16 protein-coding genes and 1 tRNA gene are annotated in these 13,357 nt (G+C 64.0%); 9 read left to right on the forward strand and 8 right to left on the reverse strand.

All coding sequences use genetic code 11. The features are described 5' to 3' along the window. The first annotated feature begins 8 nt into the window (after positions 1–8). From VGU00_RS15630 to VGU00_RS15660, 7 genes are read left to right on the forward strand one after another with little or no spacing between them, the layout of a single operon-like run. On the forward strand, positions 9–401 hold the full coding sequence (locus VGU00_RS15630; protein WP_327470131.1) for a PaaI family thioesterase: 393 nt from the start codon (positions 9–11) through the stop codon (positions 399–401). Continuing rightward, positions 389–1,126, forward strand: a complete 738-nt coding sequence (recO, locus tag VGU00_RS15635) for a DNA repair protein RecO (RefSeq protein ID WP_327470133.1) — start codon at positions 389–391, stop codon at positions 1,124–1,126. The genes VGU00_RS15630 and recO overlap by 13 nt, the downstream gene beginning before the upstream one ends. A gap of 48 nt (positions 1,127–1,174) precedes the next feature. Beyond that, positions 1,175–2,221, forward strand: coding sequence for a 3-isopropylmalate dehydrogenase (gene leuB, locus VGU00_RS15640; RefSeq protein WP_327470135.1), 1,047 nt, complete (start codon positions 1,175–1,177; stop codon positions 2,219–2,221). Positions 2,222–2,225: 4 nt separating this feature from the next. Continuing rightward, positions 2,226–3,434 (forward strand): trans-sulfuration enzyme family protein, encoded by a 1,209-nt coding sequence (locus tag VGU00_RS15645; protein WP_327470137.1) that lies wholly within the window; start codon positions 2,226–2,228, stop codon positions 3,432–3,434. A gap of 17 nt (positions 3,435–3,451) precedes the next feature. After that, positions 3,452–3,853 carry a Co2+/Mg2+ efflux protein ApaG gene (gene apaG, locus VGU00_RS15650; RefSeq protein WP_327470139.1) on the forward strand — a complete coding sequence of 134 codons (402 nt, stop codon included), beginning with the start codon at positions 3,452–3,454 and terminating at the stop codon, positions 3,851–3,853. After that, a complete protein-coding gene (locus VGU00_RS15655) occupies positions 3,850–4,644 on the forward strand; it encodes a LysR family transcriptional regulator (protein WP_327470141.1) in 795 nt (264 codons plus the stop codon). The genes apaG and VGU00_RS15655 overlap by 4 nt, the downstream gene beginning before the upstream one ends. 56 nt (positions 4,645–4,700) lie before the next feature. Continuing rightward, positions 4,701–5,171, forward strand: coding sequence for a DUF417 family protein (locus tag VGU00_RS15660; RefSeq protein ID WP_327470143.1), 471 nt, complete (start codon positions 4,701–4,703; stop codon positions 5,169–5,171). Here the strand turns inward: VGU00_RS15660 and VGU00_RS15665 are convergent. The 4 genes from VGU00_RS15665 to parE all read right to left on the reverse strand — a co-directional run bounded on the left by VGU00_RS15665 (position 5,089) and on the right by parE (position 9,630). After that, the gene (locus VGU00_RS15665) at positions 5,089–6,339 is read right to left on the reverse strand and encodes a serine hydrolase (RefSeq protein ID WP_327470145.1); all 1,251 of its coding nucleotides are present in this window, start codon (positions 6,337–6,339) and stop codon (positions 5,089–5,091) included. The genes VGU00_RS15660 and VGU00_RS15665 overlap by 83 nt on opposite strands. Before the next feature lie 116 nt (positions 6,340–6,455). Further along, the gene (locus VGU00_RS15670) at positions 6,456–7,046 is read right to left on the reverse strand and encodes a hypothetical protein (RefSeq protein WP_327470147.1); all 591 of its coding nucleotides are present in this window, start codon (positions 7,044–7,046) and stop codon (positions 6,456–6,458) included. Then, positions 7,043–7,567, reverse strand: a complete 525-nt coding sequence (locus VGU00_RS15675; protein WP_327470149.1) for a sigma-70 family RNA polymerase sigma factor — start codon at positions 7,565–7,567, stop codon at positions 7,043–7,045. Before VGU00_RS15675 ends, VGU00_RS15670 begins: the two co-directional genes overlap by 4 nt. Before the next feature lie 83 nt (positions 7,568–7,650). After that, complete coding sequence (gene parE / locus VGU00_RS15680; protein WP_327470151.1) at positions 7,651–9,630, reverse strand: DNA topoisomerase IV subunit B; 1,980 nt, start codon at positions 9,628–9,630, stop codon at positions 7,651–7,653. Between the two features lie 158 nt (positions 9,631–9,788). Here parE and VGU00_RS15685 point away from each other — a divergent pair, with 158 nt between their 5' ends. After that, positions 9,789–10,622 carry an outer membrane protein gene (locus VGU00_RS15685; protein WP_327470153.1) on the forward strand — a complete coding sequence of 278 codons (834 nt, stop codon included), beginning with the start codon at positions 9,789–9,791 and terminating at the stop codon, positions 10,620–10,622. A 57-nt stretch (positions 10,623–10,679) separates the two neighbouring features. Here the strand turns inward: VGU00_RS15685 and VGU00_RS15690 are convergent, their stop codons facing one another. Further along, positions 10,680–11,075, reverse strand: a complete 396-nt coding sequence (locus VGU00_RS15690) for a PaaI family thioesterase (protein WP_327470155.1) — start codon at positions 11,073–11,075, stop codon at positions 10,680–10,682. A gap of 10 nt (positions 11,076–11,085) precedes the next feature. Beyond that, a complete protein-coding gene (locus VGU00_RS15695) occupies positions 11,086–11,775 on the reverse strand; it encodes a GcrA family cell cycle regulator (protein WP_327470157.1) in 690 nt (229 codons plus the stop codon). A gap of 124 nt (positions 11,776–11,899) precedes the next feature. On the opposite strand from VGU00_RS15695, the gene VGU00_RS15700 reads away from it, so the two are divergent. Beyond that, on the forward strand, positions 11,900–12,772 hold the full coding sequence (locus tag VGU00_RS15700) for an ABC transporter permease (protein ID WP_327470159.1): 873 nt from the start codon (positions 11,900–11,902) through the stop codon (positions 12,770–12,772). 5 nt (positions 12,773–12,777) lie between these two features. Here the strand turns inward: VGU00_RS15700 and hspQ are convergent, their stop codons facing one another. Continuing rightward, complete coding sequence (gene hspQ / locus VGU00_RS15705; RefSeq protein ID WP_327470161.1) at positions 12,778–13,152, reverse strand: heat shock protein HspQ; 375 nt, start codon at positions 13,150–13,152, stop codon at positions 12,778–12,780. Between the two features lie 94 nt (positions 13,153–13,246). Beyond that, positions 13,247–13,336: transfer RNA gene (locus VGU00_RS15710), tRNA-Ser, on the reverse strand. Between the last annotated feature and the right edge of the window lie 21 nt (positions 13,337–13,357).

Here is a 13,357-nt window from a genome sequence, read left to right on the forward strand (position 1 = left end):
GGAGTTTTATGGATTTTGCAGCAGCCATGCCGCTTGCGGGAACGCTCGGGGTCACGATCCACGAAGGCAGCAAGGACCGTATTGCGGGCAAGCTGCCCGTTCGGGCCGAAATCTGTACGGCGGGGAGTATCGTGCATGGCGGCGCGATCATGGCCTTCGCCGACTGCCTTGGCGCGGTGGGGGCGTTTCTGACGCTGCCCGAAGGCGCCAGCGGCACGACGACGATCGAGAGCAAGACCAATTTCCTCGGCGCGGGTCCGGTCGGATCGGTCCTCGTCGGCGAGGCGACGCCCGTGAAGATCGGCAAGCGGCTGTCGGTCTGGCAGACGCGCATCCGCACCGAAGAGGGGGCCGAGGTCGCGCTGGTGACACAGACGCAGATGGTGCTTTGGCCAGCCTGACCGCCGATGCGATCGTCTGCGCGGTGCGTGCGCATGGCGAGCATGGGGCGATCCTGCGCGCGCTGACGCGGGAAGCGGGGCTCGTCGCCGGCTATGTACGCGGCGGACGTTCGCGGCGATTGCGGCCGATCCTCGTGCCGGGCAATCTGGTGGCGCTCGAATTGCGCGCGCGTACCGAGGAACAGCTTGGCGGCGCCACGGTCGAATTGCTGGAGAGTCGCGCGCCGCTCCTCGCGGAACCGCTCGCCGCTACGGCGCTCGACTGGGTGACGAGCCTGACCGCGGCGACGCTTCCCGAAAGCCAGCCCTATCCCTCGCTCTATTCCGCGTTGTCAGCTGTGCTGGACGCGATCGGGGTCGCCTCGTCCGCGCGGCAATGGGCGGCGGCGCTGGCACGCTACGAGTTGCTCCTGCTCGCCGAACTCGGTTTCGGCCTCAACCTCGAAGAATGTGTCGTGACGGGGTTTTCGACCGATCTGGCCTTCGTCAGCCCCAAATCGGGCGGCGCAGTGAGCATTGGCGCGGCGGCGGGGTATGAAGATCGCCTCTTTCGCCTGCCGCCCTTCCTGCGCGGGCAGGACGCCAGCCCGACGATGGGCGACGTCATCGACAGCCTCGTCATCACCGGCCACTTCCTCGACCGCGATGTCCTCGATGGCCGCAACCGCGACTTGCTGACCGTAAGGGAAAGATTGGTCGATCGGCTGGGCAGGGCGGTTGCGTGACGCGTCGCCGCTGTCTAAGCGGCTGGCGAGACACGAAAGGGCGACATAGTGCAAATCCTGCTGCTGGCTGGCGATGGTATCGGTCCGGAAATCATGGCGGAGGCCGAAAAGGTCCTCGACGCGCTTGCGCTTCCCGTGATGCTCGACCGCGCGCTCGTCGGCGGAGCCGCCTATGAAGCGACCGGGCACCCGCTGCCGCCCGAGACGCTGGCCAAGGCGAAGGCCGCGGACGCCCTTCTCTTTGGTGCCGTCGGCGATCCGCGCTTCGACAATGTCGAACGCCATCTGCGCCCCGAACAGGCCATCCTCGGTCTGCGCTCGGAACTCGGCCTCTTCGCCAATCTGCGCCCGGCCAAGCTGTTCGCGGGGCTCGAGGATAGCTCGGCGCTGCGTCCCGAAGTCGCGTCGGCGATCGACCTGTTGATCGTCCGCGAACTCAACGGTGACGTCTATTTCGGTGAAAAGGGCACGCGCACGACCGCGAACGGCGAGCGCGAAGGCTATGACATCATGTCGTACAGCGAGAGCGAAGTGCGACGCATCGCCCATGTTGCCTTCCGCGCGGCGCAGGGGCGGGCGAAGCGGCTCTGCTCGGTCGACAAGGCGAATGTGCTCGAAACCTCGCAGCTTTGGCGCGATGTCGTGATCGAGGTCGCGGCTGAATATCCCGACGTGACGCTCAGCCACATGTATGTCGATAACGCCGCGATGCAGCTCGTGCGCAATCCCGGCCAGTTCGACGTCGTCGTCACCGGCAATCTGTTCGGCGATATCCTGTCCGATCAGGCATCGATGTGCGTCGGGTCGATCGGCCTGCTCGCTTCGGCGTCGCTGAGCGAAGGCAAGCAGGGGCTGTACGAGCCGATCCACGGCAGCGCGCCCGATATAGCGGGCAAGGGCGTAGCCAATCCGCTGGCGATGATCCTGTCGCTCGCGATGCTGCTCCGCCATTCGGGCGACGACGAGGCGAGCGCGGCGCGGATCGAGGCGGCGGTAGCCAAGGTGCTCGCCGACGGGTGCCGCGGTGCCGATCTGGGGGGCAATATGGGAACGGCCGCATTGGGCGATGCGGTTGTTTCGGTTTTGAACGGATAAGAAGATGAAGAAGACGACAGGCCTCGACCGCAACAAGACACGCAACTGGCATCCGGCGACGCAGGCGGTGCGCGGCGGCACCTGGCGCAGCGAGCATGGCGAAACCTCGGAAGCGCTCTTCCTCTCGTCGGGTTACACCTATGACAGCGCCGAAGAAGTCGCGGCGCGCTTCGCGGGCGAAGAACAGGGCATGACCTATTCGCGCCTGCAGAACCCGACCGTGGCGATGCTCGAAGAGCGGATCGCGCTGATGGAAGGCGCCGAAGCATGCCGTGCGCAGGCGACCGGCATGGCCGCAATGACAACGGCCTTGCTGTGCCAGCTCTCGGCGGGCGATCATATCGTCGCCGCCAAGGCCGCTTTCGGTTCGTGCCGCTGGCTCGTCGACCATCTCTGCCCGCGTTTCGGGATCGAAACGACCGTCGTCGACGGCCGCGACAATGACGCCTGGGAAAAGGCGATCAAGGCGAACACGAAGGTCTTTTTCTTCGAAACCCCCGCGAACCCGACGATGGACATCGTCGACATCAAGCATGTGTGTGCGCTGGCGAAGGCGCACGGGATCACCACCGTGGTCGACAATGCCTTCGCAACCTCGGTGCTCCAGCGGCCGATGGATTTCGGCGCCGACGTCGTTGCTTACTCGGCGACGAAGCTGATGGACGGGCAGGGCCGGGTGCTCGCCGGCGCGGTTTGCGGAACCGAAAAGTTCATCAACGACGTGCTGCTGCCGTTCCAGCGCAACACCGGGCCCAACCTCTCGCCCTTCAACGCCTGGGTCGTGCTCAAGGGGCTCGAAACGCTCGACCTCCGTGCGCGCCGCCAGTCCGAGAATGCGCTCGCGGTCGGCAAGGCGATCGAAAACCGCGTGGCGCGCATGCTCCACCCCGGGCTTGCCAGCCATCCGCAGCATAATCTCGCGATGAGCCAGATGGAGGCGTGCGGACCGATCTTTTCCTTCATTCTCGACGGCGGCCGCGAACAGGCGATGGCGCTGCTCAACGCGCTCGAACTCGTCGATATTTCGAACAATATCGGCGACTCGCGCAGCCTTTGCTGTCACCCCGCATCGACGACGCACTATGGTGTCAGCGCCGAGGCGCGCGCCGACATGGGCGTCGTCGAGGGCATGCTGCGCATCAACATCGGGCTCGAAGACCCGCGCGATCTGATCGCCGATCTGGACCAGGCATTGACCAAGGTCGGGCTTTGAGCGACGTTGGCGCGTAGATGATCGACTCCTTCTTCCCTTTTGCGGCGACCACCGGGTCGATCACCGTCCGGGTGGCGGTCAGCTATCTGCCCGAACAATCGCACCCGGCGCTGGGGCGTTGGTTCTGGGCCTATCATGTGCGCGTCGAAAATCATGGCGAGGACGCCGTGCAGTTGCTGAGCCGCCACTGGCGTATCAGCGACGGCCGTGGCCAGATCAGCGAAGTCGAGGGCGAGGGCGTCGTCGGCGAACAGCCCTTGATCGTCCCCGGCGGTGCCTATGACTATGTGTCGGGATGCCCGTTGCCGACCCCCGAGGGATCGATGGTGGGAAGCTATGCCATGGAGCTCGGCGACGGATCGCAAATGCTCGTCGCCATCCCGCATTTCCCGCTCGTGGCGCCTGCGACCGCGTCATGAAGCGCACCCACCTGCCTCTCAACGCGCTGCGCGTCTTCGACGCCGCTGCCCGCCATTTGAGCTTCACGCGCGCAGCAGACGAGCTTGCGGTGACACCCGCCGCCGTCGGGCAGCAGATCCGCGCGCTCGAAGATATGCTCGGCGTCGTGCTGTTCCGCCGCACACCCAAGGGGCTCGAACTCACCGGCGAGGCCGATGCAGGGCTCGACGCACTGCGGCAAGGTTTCCTGCAATTCGAGGAATCGGTGCGTGCGATGCAGGCCGGGCAGTCGTCGCAGTCGCTGACGATCGCCGCGCCGCGCGATCTGACCGCCAAATGGCTCGCACCGCGGCTGGCGCGCTACAGCCAGCAGGCACCCGATGTGCGCTTCACGCTCGTGTCGGCCGACGGCGGGATCGATTTTACCGAAGCGAACCTTGACCTCGCGATTTTCTGGACCGACGGCGCGGGCGAGCATGAAGGCATCGCGCTCGCCGAGGCCATGATGGTCACGGTGGCGGGTCCCGGCAGCGCCAGCGATACGCGGATCGCCTGGCCCGGATGCCCGGCGGGCGACGGCGAACCCGCACTCCGCCTCGGCGATGCGGGACTCGCGATCGATGCGGCGGCGAACGGGCTGGGGCAGGCGAATGTCCCTGCGATGCTTGCAGAGGCCGACATCGCGGCAGGCCGCGTCCGGCAGGTCGGCGACAGCGTCGCCGTGAAGCGCGGCTATTGGCTCGTCGCGCCGACCCCGCAGTGGCGACAGGCGAAGGTCAAGGCGCTGGTTGCGGCTTTAACTGCCGCCTGATGTAACCGGGCCGCGGCAGCGCCCGAATAACCCCGAAACCATTACCGGGGACATTCATGCTCAAAATTCTGGACAAACTGCCGTCTCAGACCTTCGCGATCGGCGCGCTACGTTGGTCGATGGTCTTCATCTTCGCTCTTTTCGGGATCGCCAAATTCGCCGCCTACGAAGCCGAAGGGGTCGCGGACATCGCGATGCACTATCCGCTGTTCTCATGGATGTATCCGTTGATCGGCGTACAGGGGACGAGCAATGTCATCGGCACGATCGAACTCGCGACCGGCGCGTTGATCGCCCTCGGAGCCTGGTCGCATCGTGCGGGGCTGATCGGCGGGCTGATGGGCATGTCCACCTTCCTCGTCACGCTCAGCTTCAGCTTCGGCGTGCCATTGTGGGAGGAAGGCTATGGTTTCCCGTTCATGGGCTCGACCGCCCAGTTCCTGTTCAAGGACGCCGTGTTGCTGGCAGCGTGCCTGACGCTGGCGCTGCATGCCGGTCATGCGCTGCGAGCGCGAGCAACCGTGTGACGAGCCCGATCAGGGGACCGGTGTCGACATTGGTGTCGGGGTTGTTCCAGCTCGCGGTGACGACGAACCATTTGCTGTCCGACTTGCGCCGCCCGAGCAGGCTCATCGACAGGACGCCATTCTCCGATCCACCCTTGTAGCCGAGATAGCTCCAGTCGGCAGCGGCGACCGGGCCGACGCCATTGTTGATCGCCATGGCTTCGAGCAGCGTCTTCGAACCCCGCGCGCGCAGGTCGACCATCAATCGCGCGATGTCGTTCGGGCTCGCAAACCATTCGAGGCTGTCGATGAAGCGCGGCCCGGCGGTGAAGCTCACCCCGTCGACATTGGCGAGCGTCAGGCGATCCCGATTTCCGTCGATCAACTTGCGCTGCGCGGTATCATCGCCCTTGATAAACTCTGCCCGCAGATCGTTGAAATTATTTCCTTTGAGCGCAAAGGCCTCGACCGTCGTGAGGAAAGGGACGTTGCGCGACGGGTCGCTGTGTCCCGCCGAACGCATCCGCGCCTCGATCGCTTCGCGGCCGAGCAGGTGGATCAGCGTGTCGGTCGCGCCATTGTCGCTCACCGAAATCATCCAGTTCGCGAGCGTCTGGAGCGTCACCGGCGTGTCGGCGGGCCAGTTTGCGGTGCCGGCGGAGGAAAAGCTGAAATGCGACAGCGGCACCACATCCGACCATCGCCGCTTGCCCGCCGCGACCTGCGCCGCCAGTTCGTCCAGAATATAGAGTTTGAACGTCGAGCCGATGGCGAATTGCCGGTCGGTGTTTGCGGCGGCGACCGGATGGATGTCCGTGTCGTTCAATTCGGCAACGAGGAACCCCGTCTGGCCGGGCAACGCAGCGATCTCGGCGGCGATCCTGTCATAATTGTCATCGGCCACCGCAAAACCCGTAACGCGAAGCCCCGTGACCCGCTGGTCCCCCGATGTCCCGACATCGAGCAAGATCGTCGCGACGCCCTTCGCGAAGCGCAGCAGAACCGTCCCCGAACCGCCGCTCGTCGGCGTCGCCTTTTCGACGGCAACCGGCTGGCCATATTGCGCGATCAGACTGGCGCTGATCGTCTTGAACTGCGCTTCGGGAATTGCCGACTGAAAAGACGGGTCGAAATAGGACGCAAAGGCGAGTTTTCCGGTCAAAAGGTCGACGAGTTGCGACGCACGCATGTCGAATGCCGTCTGCCCGGCGGGCATAGCCGGGGACGATGGCTGGACCGCGGTGGCTGGCGCGGCTGTCGCACATAGCAGACCTGCAACAGCCATTGCCAACAGCGGGAAACGGTTCATTTCTTCTCTCCTTCAATCTCTGGCGCCGTCGCATCGAGCCGGTCGATCTGCTGGCGAAGCATGGCCGCCGCCTTTCGGTTGAGCAACCAGATGCCTAGAATGACGAGCGTTGGAACCGCTGCAAAAGCAGCAAAGCCGATCAAGCTGTCGAAGCCGCCCGCCTCGACGAGCCCAGTCATAAAAACGGCGAGGCCTGGGACGAGCGGGCCAATGTACCAGCGCCCGACGCTGGCCAGCATGCGCTCCTCGACTTCGAGCCGCGTGCGATAATGAAGGCGGATATCGGTGGCTTCGGCCACCAGGTCCGCGCGCGAAGTCCGGCGCGCGAGTTGCCATGCCACGATCAGGCTTCCTGCGATCACCAGCAGGCTGCCAGCCTTGAGCAGCATTCCCGGCAGGATCAGCGTGTAAAACCCGAAAATCAGCACGACAAAGGCAACAGCGGCATATTCGCGGCGATTGCGTTTTCCGATCGCGCGGCCAAGCTTGGCGGCACGCGCTTTGATCTCGGCGAGCGGCAACGGTTCGAGCTGGCTATCGTCTCCCTGCCAGAGGCGATACAATTCATTGTCGTCGGAGCGGATCATAATGCGTCTCCCGATTGGGCGAAGCGGCGAGTCAACGTGGCCTTGAAACGATGGATTTTGGTTGCGACGGCATCGGGAGACACACCCGTAATCTCGCCTATTTCGGCGCCGGCGATTCCCTCGAGATAAAGCAGCAATATTTGCCGGTCGGGCGGGTCGAGCCGGTCGATGATCGACAGGATTTGTGCCAGCGCCTGCTCGCTGGTCGCACGGTCGAACGGGTTGGGATCGTCGGAAGCCAGTTCGATATCTTCGATATTGGTCCAGCGCCGCCGCGTGTGGCGGCGCCGCGCCATGATGTACGACGTCGCCCGATTATGCGCGACGCGCCAGACCCAGGTGCTGAGAGCGCAGCGCCCGTCGAACCCCGCGAAGCTTTGCCAGAGCGCGATCTGGATATCCTGTTCAAGGTCGCGACGAAGGTCGGCATCAGCTTCATAGCCTCGCGCCATCCGGGCAAGCGCGCCGCCGAAGCGCCCGATGGCGTCGGCAAACAACCTGTCCTGCTCGGCTTCATTCACCCGAAATCTCCAGTCCGCACCCGCGTCAGCCTGTTAGTCGACAGCGACGGACTTTTCTGACAGCGGGTACGCGATTTTTCGGGTCAGGCGTCGATTGCGGCCTCGTCGAGCGTCGCGGCATTGGCCTGGATGAACTGGAAACGATGTTCGGGATGCTTGCCCATCAACCGGTCCACCAGATCCTTGACGAGGTGCCGCTCCTCATATTCCTGCGGTAGAGTGACGCGCAGCAGCGAGCGCGTCGCCGGATCCATCGTCGTTTCTTTCAATTGGCCCGGGTTCATTTCGCCCAGCCCCTTGAAGCGGCCGACGTCGACCTTCTTGCCCTTGAACTGCGTCGCCTCGAGTTCGGCGCGGTGCGCGTCGTCGCGCGCATAAGCCGACACATTCCCCGCGGTCAGGCGATAAAGCGGCGGCTGCGCCAGATAGACATGCCCGTTACGGACGATGTCCGGCATTTCCTGGAAGAAGAAGGTCATCAGCAGGGTCGCGATATGCGCGCCGTCGACATCGGCATCGGTCATGATCACGATCTTTTCATACCGAAGCCGGTCGGCGTCGCAATCCTTGCGCATCCCGCACCCCAGCGCGAGCGCTAGGTCGGCGATTTCCTGATTGGCGCGGATCTTGTCGGCACTGGCGCTCGCGACATTCAAAATCTTGCCGCGGATCGGCAGGATCGCCTGCGTCTTGCGGTCGCGCGCCTGCTTGGCGCTGCCGCCCGCGCTGTCGCCTTCGACGATAAACAATTCCGTGCCTTCGGGGCCGTCGTTCGCGCAATCCGTGAGCTTACCGGGAAGGCGCAGCTTGCGGCCGCTCGTCGCGGTCTTGCGCTTGACCTCGCGTTCGGCCTTGCGCTTCAGCCTTTCGTCCATCCGGTCGAGAACGAGACCCAGCAGCGCGCGGCCGCGGTCCATATTGTCCGACAGGAAATGGTCGAAATGGTCGCGCACCGCATTTTCGGTGAGACGCGCGGCTTCGGGGCTCGAAAGCCGGTCCTTGGTCTGGCTCTGGAACTGCGGGTCGCGAATGAACACCGACAGCATCATCTCGCCGCCGTTGAACACGTCTTCGGCGGTGATCTGCGCCGCCTTCTTCTGGCCGATCAGCTCGCCGAACGCGCGCAATCCCTTGGTCAGCGCGGCGCGCAGCCCTGCCTCATGCGTTCCGCCCGCGGGCGTGGGGATGGTGTTGCAATACCAGCTATACGATCCGTCGGACCAGAGCGGCCAGGCGATCGCCCATTCGGCACGGCCCTGATCGCCCGGAAAATCCTGCCGCCCGATGAAGGGTTCGGCGGTGGCGCATTCGCGCGTGCCGATCTGTTCCTTGAGATGATCGGCCAGACCGCCGGGGAACTGGAAGGTCGCTTCGGCCGGCGTGTCGTCGCCGATCAGCTCGGGCGCGCATTTCCAGCGGATTTCGACGCCGGCGAACAAATAGGCCTTCGAGCGTGCCATGCGGTAGAGGCGTTGCGGCTTGAAGCGCCCATGGTCGCCGAAAATTTCGGGGTCGGGAACAAAGCTGACGCTCGTCCCGCGCCGGTTGGGCGTGGGGCCGAGTTCTTCCAAACCGCCTAGCGGCGTGCCGCGGGAAAAACGCTGGCGGTATAAAAGCTTGTTACGCGCCACCTCGATCACGGTGTCGGTCGACAACGCATTGACCACGCTGACCCCGACGCCGTGAAGGCCGCCCGACGTGGCATAGGCCTTGCCCTCGAACTTGCCGCCCGAGTGGAGCATGGTCATGATGACCTCGAGCGCCGACTTGCCCGGGAATTTGGGATGCGGGTCGACGGGCATGCCGCGACCATTGTCGATCACCGTCAGGCGATTGCCGACGTCGAGGATGATTTCGATACGGCTCGCGTGACCGGCGACCGCCTCGTCCATGCTGTTGTCGATGATTTCGGCGGCCAGATGGTGAAGCGCCCGCTCATCGGTGCCGCCGATATACATGCCGGGACGTCGCCGGACGGGTTCGAGCCCCTCCAGCACCTCGATCTGCGAAGCATTGTAGCTGTCGGTGGCGGGGCTTGCGGCGTCGAACAAATCGTGACTCATGGCCTAGCTATAGGAGCCGGGAAAGCCGGCTGGCAAGGGCGGTTTTGGCAGCCGCGCGCCACTCGGCTCATCGCGTTTCTGTGCTTTAAGGGAACCTTGAATGCTAGCGGCGGGTTGAGAGGCCGACTGCAAAGTCATTCAAAAAGTGGAGTAAAAAAATGAGGAACCTCTCTCTCCTTGCCGCGCTTGCGGCCAGCGCGGCAGCGATGCCGGCAATGGCACAGGACGACCGCGACACCGCACAGGATTTCAACGGCCCCTATGTCAGCATCGTCGGCGGCGGTACGCTGCAGGGCAGCGATCGGGGCGAAACGCTGATCTTCGACACCGACCGCGACGGAACCTACGGCGATCAGGTGACCACGTCGGGCGGCGCGAACGCTTTCTCGCCGGGTTTCTGTAACGGTGCCGCGACCGGCACCGCCAACCTCGGGTGTAAAAACGACAAGGACGGCCCCGAATATTTCGGTCGCCTCGGTTACGACAAGCGCATGGGCAATTTCGTCATTGGCGCAGTACTCGAAGCCGGGCGGAGCGAAGCACGCGACAGCGTCAGCGGCTTTTCTACGACGCCCGCGCGTTATACGATGAGCCGTGAAGCCGACTGGCAGGCGGGCGCACGCCTCCGTGCCGGCTACACGCCCGGCGGCGGCGCGCTCTTCTATGTGACTGGCGGCGCCGCCTATGCAAAGCTCGATAACCGTTTCACGACGAGCAACACCGCCAACAGCTTTGCCGACAATGGCCGCACCAACGCATGGGGCTATGCCGCAGGCGGCGGTGCCGAAGTCATGGTGACGAAGAATATCGCTGTCGGACTCGAATATCTCTACACCGATCTCAAAGATAAGGATTATGTCGTGAACGTCGGCGCGGGCACCGCGCCGCCGACCAATCCCTTCCTCCTCGATGGTGGTGGCACCGATATCCAGCGCAGCAATCCGCACTTCCGCACGCACAGTGTCCGCGGTTCGTTGAGCTTCCGCTTCTGACCTCTTGGGAGCGGGAACGGGAGGCGTCGGGTCGAAAGATCCGGCGCCTTTCGCGTTTCAGGAGTCCGGCGCCGCGAAAATGGCGAAATTGCCGTTGGCGCTGCTGACCAGACGTCCGTCCTGATAGAGTTTCGCGTCGATGTTGGCGACGCGCTTGCCGCGATGCAGCACCTGCGCTTCGCAGGTCAGGCGACCTTCGCCGACGCGGACATGATAGTTGAACTTGATCTCGAGCGTTGCGCACCACTGGTCGTCGGCGAGCAGGCTGGTCAAGGCGCCGCCCATCGCCGTATCGGCAAGCGAATAGGCCACACCGCCATGCGCTGCGCCTTGCGGACTGAAATGCCGATGGCGATCGATGTCGATCGCCATCATGCAATGCCCGTCGCCGCGCTCGACCATTTGCAGGCCAAGTGCACGGGCAAATTCGAAATCCTGCCCGAAGGGCTTCACCGGACGCGTCTTAACGAACCCGGGGACCACCGAAGGGCGGGGGCGGGGGCGGGCGGCGCGTTCCGCGCGGCAGCTGGGCCTGATAGGCGCGGCCGCAATGCTCGACGCAATAGGGGAAACCGGGGTTCACCGCTTCGCCGCAGAAATGGAAGTCGGGCTCGCCCGGATGGCCCATCGGCCAGCGGCAGATGCGATCATTGAGGTCGAGCAGGCTCGTCTTGTCGGCGATCTCGGGGCTCGGCTTCGCGGGCACCAGCCGGCGCGGCGGCGCTGGCGGGATCGGGGCCTGTTGGTCGCCGGGACCCTGACGAATAAAGCCGCCGGGACCGATCGAAACGATGCGTGGTGCATCGGGCTTCGGCGCCGGGTCGGCGCCGCCTTCGTCCGATGCCTCGACCGGAGGCCGGGGCTCGGGCTTGGGCGCGGCCGCGACGGGCCGCGGCGCAACGGGGGCGGCGGGACGAGCGGCCGCAACGGGCGCAGCCGGCTTCGGCGCGGCGGGCGTTGCAGGCTTCGGCGGCTTTGCAACCTTCTCGGTCGCCTTGACCGGCGACGGACGCGATTTCAAGCCAAGACGATGCGCCTTGCCGATGACCGCGTTGCGGCTGACACCGCCGAGTTCGTCGGCGATCTGGCTGGCGGTCAGCCCTTTTTCCCACATGGTGCGCAAGCTTTCGATGCGCTCATCGGTCCATGACATGTTCAATTCCTTATCATTCCACGCCGCGGGCGGTATGACGACCCCATGTTACCGGCTCTTTGGAACCGGCATCGATCGCTGCCCAGCTTGCGGTAAGATCGGGGAGGCGATAGGCGAGAACGCCATGAACGACCAGCCCCAAATTTCGCGCCCCGACTCGACAAATTCCGCCGCGACCTCAAGCTTTGCCGAACCCGGCGTACCTCATATCCACACCCTGAACGTTCGGGGTATGCAGGCCTTATATGTCAAGGAGGTGCGGCGCTTTTTCAAGGTCCAGCTGCAAACTATCTGGGCACCCGCGATCACCACGCTGCTGTTCCTCGTCATTTTCACTGTCGCGCTGGGCGGAGCGGGGCGAACCGTCATCGGCGTACCCTTTGCGGATTTCATCGCACCGGGTCTCATCATGATGGCGATGCTCCAGAACAGCTTTGCCAATTCCAGCTTTTCGTTGCTCGTGGGCAAGATTCAGGGGACGATCGTCGATTATCTCATGCCGCCGCTTGCCGTCGGCGAACTGATCATCGCGCTCATCGGCGCGGCGATCACTCGGGCCATCCTCGTCGGCTGTGCCCTTTGGCTCGCCATGCTGCTGTGGCCGGGAGTCCATGTAATACCCGACCATCTGTGGGCCGTAGCGGTCTTCGGCGTGCTCGGTGCGTCGATGCTGGGCTTCCTGGGACTGATCACGTCGGTCTGGGCCGAGAAATTCGATCATGCGGCTGCCGTGACCAATTTCGTCGTCACCCCGCTGGCCCTGCTTTCGGGCACCTTTTACTCGGTCGACAAGCTAGCGCCCTGGTTCCAGACGATCGCCCACGGCAACCCCGTCTATTATGCGATCATGGGCTTTCGGTACGGCTTCATCGGGACAGTCGATTCGACGATCGCCAATCCGGTCCTGACCGCCGTGCTTGCGCTGGTCGCGGTCAATATCGTGCTTGGACTGCTGACCTACCGCCTGCTCGTTTCGGGCTGGAAGCTGAAAGCCTGACGATCTTAATGACGGTGGATCGCGCGAACGCGGTAGCGACCGCGCTCCAATCCGTCGAACATCGCGTCGATCTGTGGATGATCGATCGGTCCGCTGTCGCCATCGGCGACCAGGTTCTGCTGGCTGACGTAAGCGATATATGACGAATCGCCGTTCTCGGCGAGCAGATGATAATAGGGCTGCTCTTTTGATGGCCGGATTTCCTCCGGGATCGCTTCATACCATTCATCGGTATTCGCAAAGACCGGATCGATGTCGAATACGACACCGCGGAAATCGAACATGCGGTGCCGCACAATATCGCCGGGCGCAAAGCGGGCACGGCCGACCAGCGGCGCAGTAACGGTTGCGGGAAGTTCAGAAGAGGATTCGGGCGTCATGATCTCAATCTATGACGATTCGACGACCGTTCAAGGGCGATAGCTCGCCGTGCCCTACCGGGCGTGGCTGAATGTGGTCAAATCTCAAGAAAAATGGAGGAGAGTGAGGGATTCGAACCCTCGGTACCGTTGCCGGCACTTCGCATTTCGAGTGCGACGCTTTCGACCACTCAGCCAACTCTCCTCGCTGAGAGGTGACGCCCCT

Source organism: Sphingopyxis sp., assembly GCF_035944815.1.
In the GTDB taxonomy this organism is placed as follows: Bacteria; Pseudomonadota; Alphaproteobacteria; order Sphingomonadales; family Sphingomonadaceae; genus Sphingopyxis.